A 16,547-nucleotide genomic window follows, 5' to 3' on the forward strand; every position below is an offset into this window, starting at 1 on the left:
GGCAGCTTCGTCGAGATGTCCGGGCAGGGCTATGTCACGACCGTGGTGGCGGCGAGGCCCCTGGCGGCGTGCACCGCCGACGTCGAGCAGGTCGGTCAGCAGCCTGATCACCTCCCCACCGTCGACCTGGTACTCCACGGCCGTTGACGTGGCCCGGCTGCCGCGCCCTTCTGCCCGGCCGGGTTCATCCGGGCGAGGTCGAGCCCGTCCGGCAGGTGCTGAATCGTCCGGGCCGCCACAACCGAACGCGCCCGGACGAGCAGGGGCGCGCCAACCCCGGCGTAGGCCCGTCATGGTGCCGCCCCCGGCGGCACCCCGGTCCAGGATCACGAGCATCCCAGCAGCAGAGTCGACGAGCTCGATCGCCAGCTCGGGCTCCCCGTGCAGAAGCCGCCTACAGCCGCATCGATCTGGGCGTGCGCCCCGGTCTCCGTCAAGGTCACGACCCTGGCCTGCGGGAACGCCGCTGGCTGGGGTTGAGGCCGCCCCAGCACACGGCGATCGGCGTCCGTCTCCGGAGGCATCCGGTACGAACCCATCCACGGCCGCAACGCGCATCCCGCGATAGGTCCCGTACCGGATCGCCTTGCCTACAGGGTGATGCGCCAGGAATGTCGGGGCCGATATGATCGATATGCGACCTTTCACGATGCGGATCCTTCCTAGGAAACGCGATCCATCCGTGCGGGAGGTGGTCGGTGAACGGCATAGCGTTCGGCCGCTACCGGTTGCAGGAGCTGATCGGTGAGGGTGGCATGGGCCAGGTATGGCGGGCCTACGACACCGTCACCGACCGGATTGTGGCGGTCAAATTGCTGCCCGAACGTTGTGCCGCCGATCCCGGCTTCCGGGAGCGCTTCCGGCGCGAGGCTCACGACACCGCGCAGCTGCGCGAACCACATGTGGTCCCGATCCACAGCTACGGCGAAATCGATGGCCACCTCTACCTGGATATGCGCCTGATCGACGGCGACGACGCGAAAACCGTGCTCATCCGCGATGGTGCTATGAAGCCGCAGACGGCGGTTGCGGTGATCACCCAGGCCGCGGCGGCGCTGGATGCGGCACACGCTCAAAGTTTGGTGCACCGCGACGTCAAACCGTCCAACCTGCTGATCACCGACAGCGGCTTCGTGTATTTGATCGACTTCGGTATCGCCCGCTCGGCCGATGCTACCGCGCTGACCAGCACGAGCACGATGATCGGAACTCTGGCCTACATGGCTCCGGAGCGATTCACCACCGGTGTCGCCGACGCCCGCTCCGACGTGTATGCCCTCACCTGCGTGTTGTGCGAGTGTCTGACCGGGATCCCGCCCTACCTGGGCAACAGCGCGGAGCAACAGATCGCGGCACACCTGACGGCCGACCCCCCGGCGCCGAGCCTGCGGCGACCCAACCTGCCGGGCGGATTCGACGACGTCGTCGCACGGGGCATGGCGAAAAGCCCGGACGACCGCTACCCGACCGCCGGAGAGCTGGCCGCCGCCGCCGGCCGCGCCCTCACCACCGGCCCCACAGCTATCGCCGGAAGTACCGGCACAACCACACCCCCATCAATCCCGAAGCCCGGCTTCGAAGGTCGCAGCGCTCGGCCCGATACGCCGCCGCCGGTCCCGTCCACAGAACAGGACGCGGAGCAAAAGTCTACGGTCGACGCCGGACCTTCCGTGCACCTCGGTGGCCTGCAGCCCATCCGATCCGAATCGAAGAGGATCCGACGAGGGGGCCCCGGACCGCCGCGACGTAAACGGCCCGTCATCCGTGCAGCGGTGGCTGTGGTTGCCGTGCTGATCGCCGCGGCGACGGTGGCGGGACTTTGGCAGCTGACCCACCGCTCGAAGCCCGAGCTCGCCTTCGATGGCAGGTACGAGGTCACCTACACGCCCCGAACTATGAACGGGAAGCCGGACGACCGGCCACAGGAGACCCGGGTGTGGTCGGTCCGATCGCACTGCCCACCGCAGAGCGAACGATGTGTAGCCTCGATAACCAGCCAGAACCCGGCCGAGCCGCAGAAGCTCCCGACCCAGTTCACCGCAGACTATCGCGACGGCACGTGGATGGCCACAAAAGAGCTACCGCCCCAGCCAGATCCCATTTGCGAAAGTCCGATCACCAAGGCGCCCCAAGTCGCCCCGGTATGGAAAAAAGTCCAATTCCGATTCGGCGCCCCGCCGTGGACCGGAACCTACTTCGGCTACGGTGGTGGGCCCTGCGCATATACCCAAGAGGCAGGGATGGCGCTCACCCGCCTCGGCGATGTCGACCCGAATGTCACCGTCGTCCCGCCCGACACCGTCTCCGCCCGCGTCGATACCCCGACCATCGCGCCGATCAGCGGCACCTACGACGTGACCGTCACCTACACTGCGACACCGGATGTTCCCAACCCCCCACCGCCGGACAAGATCCAGCAACAATACGAAACCATCTGTGTGCGCGGCGGCGACCGCTGCGCCGCAACGACGCACGCGGATCTGCGCGCAGATCCGCGCACCATCTTTTCTCCGTTGCTCGTGTTCGAAGGCGGGGCATGGCGGACCGGCTACAACAGTCCTTATCCCTGCTACGTCGGCTCGAACGAGCCGCACACCAACGCGACATTTCGTTGGGAGTTGTTCCCGTCCGATGCGAGGCCCGACCCCACCGAATTCCTTACCGGCACATGGGTCCGCGACATAGCCGACCCGTGTCCCGCGACCAGCCGCGCTACCGTCGAAATGCGGCGGGTCGGTTCGGTCGGCCACCAGCCGGGGGCGTTCAGGCCAGCGGTTTCACAACGCTGAGGCTGCGCTGGCTCGAAGCGCCCCGAGACCCCGACTCGATCGTCCCGGAATCAGGAGAGCGTGTGCGGGGCTGCCTACCGGGCGTTGAGCGGCTGGTTTCCCGAATACGCTTACGCTCGGGGGCATCTCGCACAGGGAGCCGCCCTGGCGGTTCAGGCGGGTGCGTCAGCCGATGATGTCGGCACCGGGGTGGGCGAGGCTCCACTCAGACCATTTCGAGAGATAACCGTCCGGGGCGTGGGACAGCTGACGACCCAGATGCGGACCGCTGTGACAGGCGCCGAGATGATCCCAGGTGCCGCCGAGACGGTCGACGAGGCTGCCGGGGCGGAACTCGACAGCAGCGCCGTCCAGCTCGCGTTCGAAGACCAGCCCACGGAAGTCACCCGCCAGGGTGAACAGCAACGGTCGCCCGGCGAGTTCGGTCTGCAGGACGCCACCGTGGGAACGCAGTGCCGCCACGGGTATCGCGACCGCGGCGCCCGTGGCCGCGTCACCGGCGCCCAGGACCAGCTCCGCGGGCGGCAGTCGGTGGTCGATGAGTGCGGGACTGTGCAGGCGCACCTCGCGCAGACTGGTGTGGGCGGCGTCGGGATCGAGCACGCCGGGCAGGTCGGCCACATGCGGGCGCGTGCGCATCTCGTCACCGGCCAGCGCCACGGTCGTCGCTGGGAAATCGCGCGACCAGGAACCCCAGTGGTCGATGAAGGCCGGGAGCCGGTGCAGCTGCGCGCCCGCGAGCGGTCCGCTGTGCGCGCGGCCGGTGAACGGATGCCAGCGGCTGTGCGTTTCGACATCGGCGATGGTAAAGGTGCCGAGCGCCCGGTACGGGCTGTCGGCTGTTCGCTCCACCAGACTGAATACCAGTGGCTGCGCGCTGGGGCTGTCGGGGATCGGAACGAACGCCGATGTCGCACTGCATGCCTCGCACAGGCTCAGCACCACGGGGGTGCTGGGAAACCACGGGTAGCCCGGTTCACCGGTGCCGGTCATCGCCTCGGTCCACAGGTAGCCTTCAGGCTCCGCGGACAGCAGAAACGTGTCGTTGACCAGGTGGTGGTTGGCGAGGATCCACCATGGATAGGCTCGCGCCTGCGCACCGACGAGCACACCGACCACCGGATCGTCGTCACGCATGTGACCCGCGCGGTTCGCATCGACGACCGGCGGATTGTTCAGCGGCAGGAACCACGGCCGCTTCCGCGCCGGGGAGAAGCCGTCGCCGCGGCTCATCGGGAATCACCGCCATCGTTCCTGCCGAGGAAGGCGAACAGTTCTTCCTTGTCGATGATCGACTCATTGCGCTCGTAGGCAACGGATTTGACCCAGCGCAACGCCGAGTCGAGTTCGCCCTCGGTGAGGGCGATGCCGTGTTGTGCGACCACCGCCTGCAGCACCCTTTTGCTGGCCAGCTGGGTGATCTCGATCCGCGGCTCGACTCCGAGCACCTCCATCGGATCGAAGGGACGGAACACACCCCGATCCAGGAATGGTGTGCCGGTGGAGATCGAATTCACGCCGGTGCCGCAGATGGGGTCGGTAACCTTGAGCGGCACCCCGGTGATGCGGCTGACATTCGCTGCGATCGGTACGACCCGATGCAGATCGGGGGGCTGCTCCCACAGGTCGACGGGCTCCCCCACCGCGCTCTTCACGGAACAGACGACGCCGGAGAGTGCGACGATCACCTGTTCGGTGGCCGCGAGCCCGTTCCGCTCGCCCAAGCCCATCCAGGAGGACGCGACCACACGAACGCCTTGCGCCACCGATTCCATGATGTTGGCCAGCGCAAAGCCGAGATCGTTGTGCAGATGGACGCCCACCACCGCGTCCGCGATGCTGGGGTCCGCGCACAGCCGTTCCACGAAATCCTTGGTCTGCCGCGGAAAGAAACGCCCGGCGGTGTCGCACACCTTGACGATCGATGCTCCCGCCGCGTCGAGTGCGGCAACCACGTCCGCGACGTACTGGGGTTCGTTGGCGTCCGCGCCGGAGAGGGCCACGTCGATCGGGGTACCGTCACAAGTGTCGAGGGCGTAGGCGAGGCAGTCGAGCCCCCGCTGGAGGGCTTGTGCCCGCGAAGCCATGCCCAGCGCGTGTGCCAGCGCCTCGGACGCCGGGATCCAGAAGGTGACCCGGGGGTGCGCGGCGTCGCGCAGCGCGGTACGGCCGAGGTCGATATCGTGCCGCGTGGCTCGGCCGTGTGAGGCGAGCGAGCAGTTGTCGACACTCTCGGCGAGCACCCGCATGGCGTGCACCTCTTCGGGCCCGATCGCGGGGAAACCGGCGGCGAAGATCACCTGGCTCGGCCCTTCGGAGCCGAACATGCCGCCGGTCTCACTGGCGATGAGTGCGCGTTCGGATCCGCTCATGATGGTCTTGGCCTGGGCTCCGTCGCGCGCGCACTCCTCCCAGATCACAAGCCTGCCACGGGATGCGGCCTGTTTCGGCCGGTCGTGTGCGCCCATGGGACGTCCTCTCCGATGATGGTTATCGACCCTGGTAGACCCACGGTCGACGGTGCTGGTCGCGAGACTGGAAGTCGGCGATGGCGCTGCTGTGCGCACGGATCAGGTCGATGGCCGTGTGGCCGGTACCCAGCAGCGTGCGCTGCAGAGTCGTCAGCTCGAATCGCACCGAGCGCCCGTCCGGGAGCACGACCGTGGACCGCTCGATGTCGATGGTGAGGGCGCTGGTCGTGTGCGCGGTGATCATGGTGGCGATCTCGCCGATCCAGCTGCTCGGCAAGACCACGGGCACGATCTGGTTCTGCACGCAGTTGGCGGCGAAGATGGATCCGAAGCTCGGCGCGATGATCGCTTCGATGCCGGCGTCCCGCAGCGCCCAGACCGCGGCCTCTCTGGAACTGCCGCAGCCGAAGTTCGCCCCGGTCAGCAGCAGGCTCGCCGCGCGAAATTCCGGGCGGTCCAACACGAACGGCGCACCGGCCCGGCCCCGCCAGCAGGCGAACAGGTGCCGGCCGCAGTCGTCACCCGCACGGGGCGGAATGTCGCGGGAACGGATGATGAGATCGGTGTTCACATTATCGATAAGCAGGGGCGCAACGACCCCGGTGCGGGTCGAGCCTGCCATCAGAGCGCTCTCGGGTCAGTGATCGCGCCGGCCACCGCCGAGGCGGCGACGGTAGCCGGACTGGCCAGGTGGGAGCGCGCCGCCGGCCCCTGGCGGTGCTCGAAGTTCCGGTTCGTGGTCGTGATCACGCGGCGGCCACCGAATCCTTCCCCTCCGGCGTAAAAGCACATCGAGCACCCCGGCTCCCGCCAAGCGAAGCCCGCGGCGACGAACACCTCGGCGAGACCCTCGAGTTCGGCTCGGCGCTTCACCTCCTGTGAACCGGGCACGCAGATCGCTTGCACGCCTGGGGCGACCGTCCGACCGCGCAGCACCGCCGCAGCCGCACGCAGATCCGACAGGCGACTGTTCGTGCAGGATCCGATGAACGCCACGTCGATCGGTATGCCGAGAACCGGCTGTCCGGGCGCGAGCCCCATATAGCGCAGCGCCCGGTCGATGTCGTCGGCCCGTATTCCTTCGGGCGCGGGGACACAGCCGTGAACCGAGACGACTTGCGCCGGGCTCGTCCCCCAAGTCACCTGCGGGGCAATAGAATCGCAGGTGACCGACAGTGTCGCAGCATAGGGTGCACCGGGATCCGAGGACAGGGCACGCCACTGATTCAGCGCTTGGTCCCAGGCGGCACCCTTCGGGGCATGCGGTGTGCCGGACACGAACTCGAAGGTGGTGTCGTCCGGGGCGACAATCGCGGTGCGGGCACCGAATTCCACGGCCATATTGCAGATCGTCAAACGCTCATCGATCGACATACGCCGCACCACGTTTCCGGCGAATTCGACTACATATCCGCGTGCCCCGTCGGCGCCGACCACACCGATCAGATGTAACACCACGTCTTTGGCGGTCGTGCCCGCCGGAGTCGATCCGGTCAACTCGATCCGCATCGGGCGTGGCGCTTCCATCAGCGCACATCCGGTGGCGAGCGCGTACTCCAGCTCCGTCGTGCCGACGCCCCAGCCGAGCGCCCCGACACCGCCGACCGTGCAGGTGTGACTGTCATTGCACGACAACGTCATTCCCGGCAACGCGATCCCGGTCTCCGGCGAGATCACATGGACGATTCCCTGGCCGGGGTCGTTCACGTCGAACAGCCGCAGCGCGTGCCGGCGCGCTCCCGCGCGCAGTTCACCGATGAATGTCGCACCACCCGGCACCGATGTCCGATCGGTGCGGCCGGGCTTCGTCTCCACGACGTGATCGATCGTCGCGAACACCGACTCCGGTCGCGCCACGGGCGTGCCCGCCTCGGTCAGCTTGCGCAACACCAGTCCACCACCGCGGTCGTGCAGCATGAGGCGATCGATATGGAGGACACAGGCGCCACCGCCGAGGTCTGCCACGACGTGCTGCGCCCAGATCTTGTCGATGACGCTTGCGGGCGCTTTTCGCGTCGTCGTGTCCATTACGCACCGTCGATCTCGGCGGCCAGCATCGTCGCGATTTGTGCGACAGCGGGTTTTCCGTTCGGCGTGGCGGGTAGTTCCGGCCAGATCGCGATGTGCGCCGGCACCACGGATGTGGGTAGCGCGGGTTCCAGTTCGGTCCGCAGCGCGGCCGCCTCGACACCCTCGCGAGCCAGCACGGCGACGGCGACCGCGCTACGGCCGTCCACGCGCACGCCCACCGCGACGGCATCGACAACCGCGGGGTGCGTGGCGAGCGCACTCTCGACCTCGGTGGGCCAGACCCGGGTACCGTCGTCGAGCGTGATCACCCGGGAGCCACGGCTCTTGAGGTAGACGTAGCCGTCTTCGTCCTGGTAGCCGAGGTCGCCGGTGTACACCACCGTCTGTCCGGGGAAGGCGCCGTGGGTACGCAGCTGGGTCGCCGTCAGTTCCGGCTGGCCGAGATAGCCGTGCATGATCCCGGGCCCGATATGGGCGATCTCGCCGACGATCCCGACCGGTGCCAGTGCCTGTTCATCGCGCGCGATGAACAGCGTGGAGCCCTCGACAGCCCGTCCGACACTGTCGATCCGGTGCCGGTGCTCCGGTGCGTTGATCGGAAAGTGCGTCATCTGCCGCACCTCGGCCTGTCCGTAGATCTCGAAGACGCGTACACCGGGACCGAGACGGGCGAACAGTTGCCGCAGACGTGAACGCGGCATGTGCAGTCCACCGGTGAAGATGTAGCGCAGCGTCGGCGCGTCGCCGAACAGCGGCTCGTCGACGGCGCCGGTCGCCAGCGCGGCCGTCCACATCGGCGTGGACCCGCCGAGGCCGGTGATCCCCGACCGCCTGATCACGTCGCCGAGTTCCTTGCCTCTGGCCCGGCTCAAATGTAGTGCCGCGCCGGTGAACAGCGCGCTGAAGATCTGGACGAGTCCGAGATTGCTGCCGAAACCGACGTTGCACAACAGCCGGTCGTTCGCCGTGATGCCGCTCCCGGCGATCTGTACGTCGGCGAAGTGCTCCAACCCCCGACGGGTGCCGAGGACGGCTTTCGGGCGCCCGGTCGACCCGGAGGAGAAGTGTGCCTCCGCGATGCCGGGAAAACCCGCCGAACCGGCGCGAACCTGGTCTGCCGACGGATCGAGGCCGCCGGGCCGCACTCGAATCGGGGGGAATGCGGACCGGTCGTGGTCCGACAGCAGCCCGGTGCCGAATTCGTCGACGAGCACTCCGACGGGATCCATCTGCTCGATGAGCCATCGTCGATCACCGGGCGAAAACCGTTCGCTGAGGAAGCAGAACGCGGCGCCTTGCAGTAGTAGCGCGCAGGCCACCGCGACGGATTCCGGGGTCTGCCGGGTGAGCAGCGGCACCAGGTGGCCGGGGCCGACGCCGAGCGCGGCGAGTTGCCTTCGGTATCGGCGGATCGCCATCCGAAGCTCACCGAACGTCATCACTCGCGGGGGCGTGTGTTCTTCGTCGACGACGGCGGGGCGGTGGTCCGGCCAGGCGGCAATGGCGGTCGCGAGTCGTTCACCGAACATGCGGCCCGGTCTCCCTCGCGCGGGCCGGACGGGCGTGTTCGGGAATCGTGTCCCAGGTGGCAAGGGCTTGCTCGATGAGTTCGGTGTCGGAACTCCAGCCGTATTCGCCCGCGATTCCGCTGACCTCACCCGGTCCTGGCTTGTAGATCGGGCGGGTGACCATGCCGTGTTTGATGCGCTCGCGAGGGAAGTCGACACAGACGTTGGCCGCCGGATCCCGGAAGACGTTCATCGGCTCGTCACCCTGCTCCAGCTTGCGCAGTTCGCGTAAAAGCAGCTTGCGGTACTTGATGATGCCGGTGTCGGAGACGCCCAGCTTCTCCCGATCGCGCTCGGCGATGGCACCCTGCTCCACCCAGGCCATGTAGTCCTGGTTGAAACTGAAATTCAGGATCCAGTCGCCGAATTCGTCCTTCAGCGGCACATAGCGATACGGGATCTGCTGCTGCCGAGGAGCTTTGGTTCCGGGCGCCGTCGGAAAGACGTAGAGCGAGATGTGGTTGGTGTGCGTGTCGTCGATCGGCACCCGGAATTGCATCGTGTAGGCGAACTGGCAGCCGGTGACGAGGATATGCGGAAAGATCACCGGATGGCCGACGGTCCAGTCCTCCTCGGTTCCGGTGTCGCCCTCCACCATCCGCGCCTTGGCCATGCCGTATTCGAAGTCATAGAAGCGAATTCGGCGATGCCGCTTGCCCGCTGTCGGACCGAGCCCTTCGAACCGGGTCTCGTCCCCCATGTTCGTGACCTGGCGCAGATAGTTCGGGTAGTTGGTATGCAGCCACTCGGTGTGCACCGGATCGAGCGAATTCTCCTGGCACTGCAGCCAATTGCACGGTAGCTCGGCAATGGAGATGTCACGCACGGCCTCGTCCCACACCAGCGGCGCCCACCGCGGCAGCAGCGGTGCGGGACCGGCGCCGAGATATGCCCACACCAGCCCCGCCAGCTCTTGGACCGGATACCCGGGTATGCCACAGCTACGGGCGAAATGATCGTTGCCCTGCACGGTCAGCTCGAAAGGCTGGTCGATACACGAACCGTCGGCGGCGAACTTCCAACCGTGGTATGGGCATCGGATGCCGTCCTGCTCGACCATGCCGAGCGCGAGGTTCACCCGACGGTGCGAACAGTAGCGATCGATCAGCCCCAGTCGCCCACTGCGATCACGGAACAGCACCAGATCTTCGCCGAGTAGGCGCACCTCTTTCGTGCGCAGCGGGTTGGCGTCCAGTTCCGCGACGGGCGCGATCGGATGCCAGTATCGACGCATCAATTCGCCCATCGGGGTTCCGCTACCCACCCGCACCAGGCGTTCGTTGTCGGATGATTTCAACATCGGGCACCCTCGACTCTCCCGAGCGGCATGTGACTCAGGTAACGTACCACTAGCTAACGGCCCGATCAATGGGTGCGATAGTTTCCCTGGCCACCGCGTGGACTCGACAGTGTGGGCAATTGCACTGCTAGGCATGATTTTTCGGTGCGCCACCACAGAGAGGACGGACGACACGGCAGCACACTCGATGCTGGAACTGGGACAGCGATGGATTCGAATGCGGACCAGCCCAACAGGATTGGGATAATCAGCGTTGGTACAGATGGTGCCCGCCGCCGTGCCTGGCAAACTGGCGAAAGTTCCGTTCGTCGAATGACAGGCGAAACGGTGCATCATCGGTAGGTCGATCCAGTGATAGACCGCGGCGGCGCCCGGTACTGCAAGCGCGAAACAGCGTGTCGCGCAGCCCAACCAGCCCAGGAGGCCGTGCGTACGGAGACCCTATGCAGATCCCGCGTCGCGATCGCGCAGAACCACCGAATACGTTGAGAGACAAGCCTAAATCCTCCGCACCGGCTGTTCTTCCGGGTTCCGGTCGGCGATTACCTCGAAGCCGGGACGTCGCCTGCCCGAGCTACCGCGGCGCGTCCCGAGAACGGCTCCGTACGCGACGCCCGCGACGAGAGACCCGACCAGGCTGAGCGGCACCGTCTGATAGAAGCCCTCGGGTAGGAAATCCTTCCCCCAGAAATTCACCGCAAAACCTGCGAGGAAGCAGGCGAGTGCCGGGATGCGCCATCGGTCGGCGAAGCCACCCGCAGGGCGGAAGTAGCTGTTGACGTCGCGTTTGTCGACCAAGCCCCACAGCCAGTCGACGATCATGACGAAGGCGAACGGGCCGAGCAGCTCACCCGCGCCGGTGACGAACGCCTCGGCGTGCGCCAGGATGCCGGCCTGAGCCAGCAGGACACCGAGCACGCCGAGGACGACCGTGACGACGGGCTGTTCCCAGCTGCGCGGTTTGCGCACGGTGTTGAGAGTCACGAGCAGGTCGACGGTCGAGGGATAGAGGTTCATGGCGTTGGTATGCAGTACGGCAAGCGCCGCGCCGATCGCCGCCACCGCGCCCCACCCTGTGATCTGCGCGCCGAGGACGGCGATGTTCCAGTCGCCGATCGCCTCCTGCGAGTAGGCGCCCATCACGCCCATGATCACGTTGGGCATCATGATCCCGAGGCTCGGCATCACGAAATACCAGGTCCGCTTGACCGTCCGGTCGGCAGGCAAGCAGAAGCGCGAAATCGTCGACGTCTTATATGTCCAGGAGAGAATCGAGAACCCGGCGACCGCGGAAACCGCCGTGCCCCATGCCATCGGAGCGGTCTGGCGCGGAGCGTGCAGCGAGTAGTGCGTCGCCAGGTAGACGGTCAGCGCGGCGTAGCAGACGATGAACAGCAGCGCCGTGTAGCGGTAGAAGTACTCGAGCCACTTGAACCCGAACAACACGAGCACGATATCGATCCCGCCGACGATCCAGTACCACGGTGTCGCAGCGGTGTGCCACAGCGCCGCGATGATGAGGGCGCCAGTGGCCGTGTTCAGCCCGAAAAACACCATGTTGACGAAGGAGAACAGCGCCGAGAGCAGAAATGTCGCCGACCATCCGTAGGTGCGGCGAGCGACCACCAACGCCGTGAGCGGCAGCTCACGGCCCATCTCGGAGAACAGGCCACAGGGAATCAGGAAGATCAGCCAACTCACCACAATCGCGCCGATCATGTACCAGAGCCCGAAGGGATACAGAATCGCGCCGATCAGTGGTGTCATCGCGGAGCCGGACGTCATGGCCCAGACAGTGAACAACCTTCCCGGTGTGGCAGTGCGTTGACTGTCGGGTACGGGCGCCACGCCGACCGTCTCGACTTCGCCACCCACTCGCCGCAACCACGAATCGGAGTCGGTAGCACCGGCTTCGTTCATTCGGTGAATGTACCGTCAATCAACGGCTCATTCAACAGAGGTTGAATTGGCAGCGCCGACTCGGCGGCCGTCAATCCGGGACGCAACCACGGACCAGAACTTGCAGTTTCTGAAATTTTGCAGTTTGTGCTAAATTTTGCACATGTCCCCGTCGAAGCGTGCGGAGCCAACGATCGGGTTGCGCGAACAGAAGAAGCTGCGGACCCAGCTCGACCTTTGTATGGCCGCGCGACGGCAGACGGTCGAGCGGGGGCTCGATGCCACGACCGTCGAGGACATCGCGCGAGCCGTCGGTGTATCGCCGCGTACGTTTTTCAACTACTACGAGACGAAGATGGACGCGGTAGTGGGCCCGGTCGGCGAGATCGGCACACCGGAATTGCGGGAGCAGTTCACCGCCGGCGGACCGACCGGTGTGCTCATGGACGATCTCACCTGGCTTTTCGCCGCGGGATTCGAACCAGAAAACGAAGTACGCGAGGGAATTTCGTTGGTCACCGAGATCATCAAGACCGAACCGCGGGTGCTCGCGGCCATCATCGCCGCCGGCGTCCGGTTGGAAGCCACCGTGAGCGAACTTCTCTCGACACGGCTGGGTAGCGAGGTTTCACCCGAATTCGCTTCGCTCGCAGCGGGAGTCATGACAACCATCACCACGAGGGCGGCGATGTCCTCGGCGGGTGATCCGAGTGTATCGCTGGTCGCGGCGATACGCGACCACTGTGCAATGGCCGCCCGGCTGTTCGAGCCGGCGGGCAGGAAAAGGAGACGTGCCGAATGACCACGACCGCTGAATCGCCGCCCGCCCCTATTGTCCTGACCCAGAGGCGGATCGGGCTCATCTTCGCCGCGCTGATCGCGGGCATGTTCTTGGCCAGCCTCGATCAGACGATCGTCGGCACCGCCATGCCGACCATCGTCGGCGATCTCGGTGGCATCTCCCATATGGCCTGGACCGCAACGTCATATCTGCTGGCGACCACCATCATGATGCCGATCTACGGAAAATTCGGTGACCTTTTCGGCAGGCGCTGGCCGTTCCTGTTCGCGATCACCATCTTCACCATCGCCTCCGTCGGCGCCGCCGCGTCGACGAGTTTCTGGGAGTTCATCACCTTCCGCGGCCTGCAGGGCGTGGGTGGTGGCGGCCTGATGATCCTGGCACAGGCCATCATTGCCGACGTGGTGCCCGCGAAGGATCGCGGCAAGTACATGGCCCCGATGGGCGCCATCTTCGGGATCACTTCGGTCGCGGGCCCGCTGCTCGGCGGCTTCTTCGCCGATCACCTCGGCTGGCGCTGGTGCTTCTGGATCAATGTCCCGATCGGTATTGCCGCGCTGTTCATTGCCTTCCGCTACCTGAGCATTCCCAGCCACCGCCCCAAGACCCGGCCCGACTACCCCGGTGTCGTGCTGATGTCGGCCGCGACCACGCTGCTGATCCTGATCACCGACTGGGGCGGCAAGCAGTACGCCTGGGGTTCGACGGTGATGGTGACGATGATCGCCGCGTTCGTGGTGATCGTGGCCGCGTTCGTGATGGTGGAGGCCCGGGCCGAGGAGCCGATGCTGCCGCTGTGGTTGTTCCGCAATCGGACGTTCGTGTTGACCTCGGCGATCGGGTTTCTGGTCGGCCTGGTGATGTTCGCGGCGCTCGCCTTCATTCCGACCTATCTCCAAATGGCCACCGGCGCTTCCGCTTCCGTCTCCGGGCTGTTGTTGATACCGATGATGGTCGGTCTGATGATCACCCTGATCTCTTCGATGACGATGGTCACCAAGACCGGTCGCTACAAGGTCTATCCGCCGCTGGGCGCGGCGCTCATGTTCGTGGACATGCTGTGGCTGACGCGCCTGGACGCCGACACCCCGATGTGGGTGGTTTCGGCGATGCTCTTCGTGATGGGCGCGGGCCTCGGTCTGATGATGCAGATCATCGTGCTCGTCGTGCAGAACGCGGTGTCACCCAACCAGATCGGCACCGCGACCAGCGCCAACAACTACTTCCGCGAGATGGGTGGCGCACTCGGTGTCGCTATTTTCGGTTCGATTTTCACCAACCGGTTGACCGAAGGTCTCACCGATGTATTCCGGACGCACGGTCCGGAGGCGGTCCAGGCGAAACTCGACCCGAGTGCGCTGGTGCCATCGGTGGTCAAGAACCTGCCCGAGGGCCTGCACGACGCGATCGTCGGGTCGTATGTCGACGCCCTGGTCCCCGGTTTCTGGTATCTGATTCCGGGCGTGGTGATCGCATTCGTGCTCGCGCTGTTCATTCCGCACATGAAGCTGTCCGACGAGGCGGGCATGGTCGCCCGCGGCGAAGCGGTTATGGAAGAAGACGCGTAGCAGCCGGATCCCGATCTGGAACCGGAGCTCGTCGCCGAGCACTGAGGCGTAGCACCGACGCATCGAGGGAGCCGCCGAGACCGTGGCTAACGCACTGCGCTCAGATACCGGGGTTGCTGCCACAGCTCGGTAAGCTCGTCGGGGAGCTCCGGAGCCGATCGACCATAGGCTCTGGCCAGCTCCGCTGGACTGAATGTCTGTACCGACCAGCCGCTTTCGGCCAACCATTGCGCCGGGTCGGCCCGCTCGTCGTCGTAGAACAGCTCAGCCAGGTCGATATCGCCGAACAGGGCCTTGTCGAAATACTTCGACTCGATGGTCGCGAAGCGTTTGACATCGGTTCCGGTCACGAAGCTCTCCACGCCGAGGCGGCTGCCACGTGCGGAGAGCTCGACGATCTGCTCGAATAATGCGTCCTGCGCCGCACCAGGAAGATACGGCAGCAGTCCTTCTGCCGACCATGCGGTGGGCTTGTCGGGATCGAAGCCCGCTGCCTCGAGGGCAGCAGGCCAGTCCTCTCGCAGGTCCACCGCCACCGCCCGTCGATCGGCCTTCGGTTCCGCATCGTGTTCGACGAGCACTTTCTCTTTGAACTCCAACACCTTCGGCTGGTCGATCTCGAACACCGTGGTACCCGACGGCCAGTCGAGGCGATACGCCCGCGCATCCAACCCTGCGGCCACGATCACCGCCTGCCGCACCCCGTTCGCGACGGCCGACAAGAAGAACTCGTCGAAAAATTTCGTCCGAAAACCCATGAAACCGGGAACCAACGGCGTACCAGCCAACGCGGAGGGATCGGCCAATAACCCGGTGAAATGCGGTTCACCTGCAGCCTCGACGAACAGTGGCGCGTAATCGTCCTGGATCAACGGATCGGGATCGGCCGCCTCCAATGCCCGAAACGTCGCGACCCCCAACGCGGTGAGCCCCACACTGCTGACGATGTCCCACACGTCTCCATCAGTTCGCATAGCCGAAACACCTACCGATCTTGTCGACATACGTGGACGTGACAACCAACCAGCAGGACGGCGAAGAGTGCCGCGCACTCGACGGCCTCACACCGAGCTACTCGTTCGCACCAAGCCGGAATCACCCATCTACTCGCGATTCTACGACGACCGGGTCCTTGACAGGATGAGGCGCATACTTGCAGCAACGCGGCATCTCGCTCGCGCAGAGCGGTCCCGGCGCCTGTACCGTCGCCCCCATGGCCGAACTGGCCGGCGACCGGCCTCTGCTGGTGTTCGGTTTCGTCTTCGGTGGGGTTCGCCGGTGGGGAGGACACCACCGGCTACCGGTCGTGCCTCCCCCGAGCTTCCAGGACTTCGCCGGCACCGATACTCGGGACGAGAGCGATGGCCGCACGTCGATACCAGTCTGGCTGCTGACAGTGCACTTGCCCTTCGCCTGGCGGCTCGATGACGATCATCGCCCGGGCGTGTCCCGCACGCTCCGCACCACGATCGCGCCGTAATCCCTGCTCGGCGGATCCGGGTAGTAGTTGGGGACGATGTGCTTGCGGTCGGGCACCAGATAGTCGTGTCCCCGGTACATTTCCAGGAACGGATCGACGAGGCAGCCACCGAGCTGACGAAACGCGTAGTCGCGGGCGTCGATTTCGCCGAACCGGCGGCAGTAGGCGTCGTAGCCGGGGATCTTGGCTCCGGTGAGGACATAGTTCAGCGCGAATCGCTTGGCCAGTTCGACCGGGGTCTCCATCATCACCGCGTATGCCGTGCCGCCACGCGCGCTGCGCTTCAGCGAGCCGGAAGCAAGGTAGATGGCGTTCGCGCTGTCCAAGTCGATCTCGGGGTAATAGCCGTGGCCGGTCACCGTGTCCCAATCGCTGAGTTCGGAAATCCTGTCCGCCGTGTATCGCATGGGGAAGCCCATCAACGTGCCGACGACCTCGTCGTGCTGCTCGAAAATCCAGAATCCCTCAGGGAACGCGCGCAGGCGAGCCATCATCTGGTCTCGGCTCGCCCGCTGGGATTCCTCCCAGTCCTGTTCGACGGCCATGATCTCGTCCAGGTCGTCCAGCGCCGCCTGCCGCACCCGGACCGTCATCTCGCCTCCTGTGTCGTGCGGGGGTTCCCGCACCCCGTCGGCTCGA

General features: G+C 65.8%; 13 protein-coding genes. 4 read left to right on the forward strand and 9 right to left on the reverse strand.

The genetic code is table 11. The features are described from left to right. The first annotated feature begins 15 nt into the window (after positions 1-15). Both AB4Z47_RS25560 and AB4Z47_RS25565 read left to right on the forward strand, forming a co-directional pair. A complete protein-coding gene (locus AB4Z47_RS25560) occupies positions 16-147 on the forward strand; it encodes a hypothetical protein (RefSeq protein WP_441954316.1) in 132 nt (43 codons plus the stop codon). Positions 148-698: 551 nt separating this feature from the next. After that, positions 699-2,789 (forward strand): serine/threonine-protein kinase, encoded by a 2,091-nt coding sequence (locus tag AB4Z47_RS25565; protein WP_441954318.1) that lies wholly within the window; start codon positions 699-701, stop codon positions 2,787-2,789. Positions 2,790-2,954: 165 nt separating this feature from the next. Here the strand turns inward: AB4Z47_RS25565 and AB4Z47_RS25570 are convergent, their stop codons facing one another. From AB4Z47_RS25570 to AB4Z47_RS25600, 7 genes are all read right to left on the reverse strand, one after another. Then, on the reverse strand, positions 2,955-4,022 hold the full coding sequence (locus AB4Z47_RS25570) for a DUF3179 domain-containing (seleno)protein (RefSeq protein ID WP_441954320.1): 1,068 nt from the start codon (positions 4,020-4,022) through the stop codon (positions 2,955-2,957). Continuing rightward, on the reverse strand, positions 4,019-5,257 hold the full coding sequence (locus tag AB4Z47_RS25575) for a hypothetical protein (RefSeq protein WP_441954322.1): 1,239 nt from the start codon (positions 5,255-5,257) through the stop codon (positions 4,019-4,021). The genes AB4Z47_RS25570 and AB4Z47_RS25575 overlap by 4 nt, the downstream gene beginning before the upstream one ends. Positions 5,258-5,279: 22 nt before the next feature. Further along, positions 5,280-5,882, reverse strand: coding sequence for a 3-isopropylmalate dehydratase small subunit (gene leuD, locus AB4Z47_RS25580; RefSeq protein WP_441954324.1), 603 nt, complete (start codon positions 5,880-5,882; stop codon positions 5,280-5,282). After that, positions 5,882-7,288 (reverse strand): 3-isopropylmalate dehydratase large subunit, encoded by a 1,407-nt coding sequence (locus AB4Z47_RS25585; protein WP_441954326.1) that lies wholly within the window; start codon positions 7,286-7,288, stop codon positions 5,882-5,884. Before AB4Z47_RS25585 ends, leuD begins: the two co-directional genes overlap by 1 nt. Continuing rightward, positions 7,288-8,820, reverse strand: a complete 1,533-nt coding sequence (locus tag AB4Z47_RS25590; RefSeq protein WP_441954328.1) for a class I adenylate-forming enzyme family protein — start codon at positions 8,818-8,820, stop codon at positions 7,288-7,290. The genes AB4Z47_RS25585 and AB4Z47_RS25590 overlap by 1 nt, the downstream gene beginning before the upstream one ends. Next, positions 8,810-10,159 (reverse strand): Rieske 2Fe-2S domain-containing protein, encoded by a 1,350-nt coding sequence (locus AB4Z47_RS25595; protein ID WP_441954330.1) that lies wholly within the window; start codon positions 10,157-10,159, stop codon positions 8,810-8,812. The genes AB4Z47_RS25590 and AB4Z47_RS25595 overlap by 11 nt, the downstream gene beginning before the upstream one ends. Positions 10,160-10,657: 498 nt before the next feature. Then, positions 10,658-12,079 (reverse strand): purine-cytosine permease family protein, encoded by a 1,422-nt coding sequence (locus tag AB4Z47_RS25600; protein WP_441954332.1) that lies wholly within the window; start codon positions 12,077-12,079, stop codon positions 10,658-10,660. Between the two features lie 142 nt (positions 12,080-12,221). On the opposite strand from AB4Z47_RS25600, the gene AB4Z47_RS25605 reads away from it, so the two are divergent. Together AB4Z47_RS25605 and AB4Z47_RS25610 are read left to right on the forward strand one after the other, a co-directional pair. After that, positions 12,222-12,860 carry a TetR/AcrR family transcriptional regulator gene (locus tag AB4Z47_RS25605; RefSeq protein WP_441954334.1) on the forward strand — a complete coding sequence of 213 codons (639 nt, stop codon included), beginning with the start codon at positions 12,222-12,224 and terminating at the stop codon, positions 12,858-12,860. Further along, on the forward strand, positions 12,857-14,428 hold the full coding sequence (locus tag AB4Z47_RS25610) for an MDR family MFS transporter (protein WP_441954336.1): 1,572 nt from the start codon (positions 12,857-12,859) through the stop codon (positions 14,426-14,428). Before AB4Z47_RS25605 ends, AB4Z47_RS25610 begins: the two co-directional genes overlap by 4 nt. A gap of 86 nt (positions 14,429-14,514) precedes the next feature. Here the strand turns inward: AB4Z47_RS25610 and AB4Z47_RS25615 are convergent, their stop codons facing one another. Both AB4Z47_RS25615 and AB4Z47_RS25620 read right to left on the reverse strand, forming a co-directional pair. Then, positions 14,515-15,402 (reverse strand): class I SAM-dependent methyltransferase, encoded by an 888-nt coding sequence (locus AB4Z47_RS25615; protein ID WP_441954338.1) that lies wholly within the window; start codon positions 15,400-15,402, stop codon positions 14,515-14,517. A gap of 457 nt (positions 15,403-15,859) precedes the next feature. Next, positions 15,860-16,501 (reverse strand): hypothetical protein, encoded by a 642-nt coding sequence (locus tag AB4Z47_RS25620; protein WP_441954340.1) that lies wholly within the window; start codon positions 16,499-16,501, stop codon positions 15,860-15,862. Positions 16,502-16,547: the final 46 nt, after the last annotated feature.

It is taken from the genome of Nocardia sp. 2TAF39 (assembly GCF_052114905.1).
Classification (GTDB): domain Bacteria; phylum Actinomycetota; class Actinomycetes; order Mycobacteriales; family Mycobacteriaceae; genus Nocardia.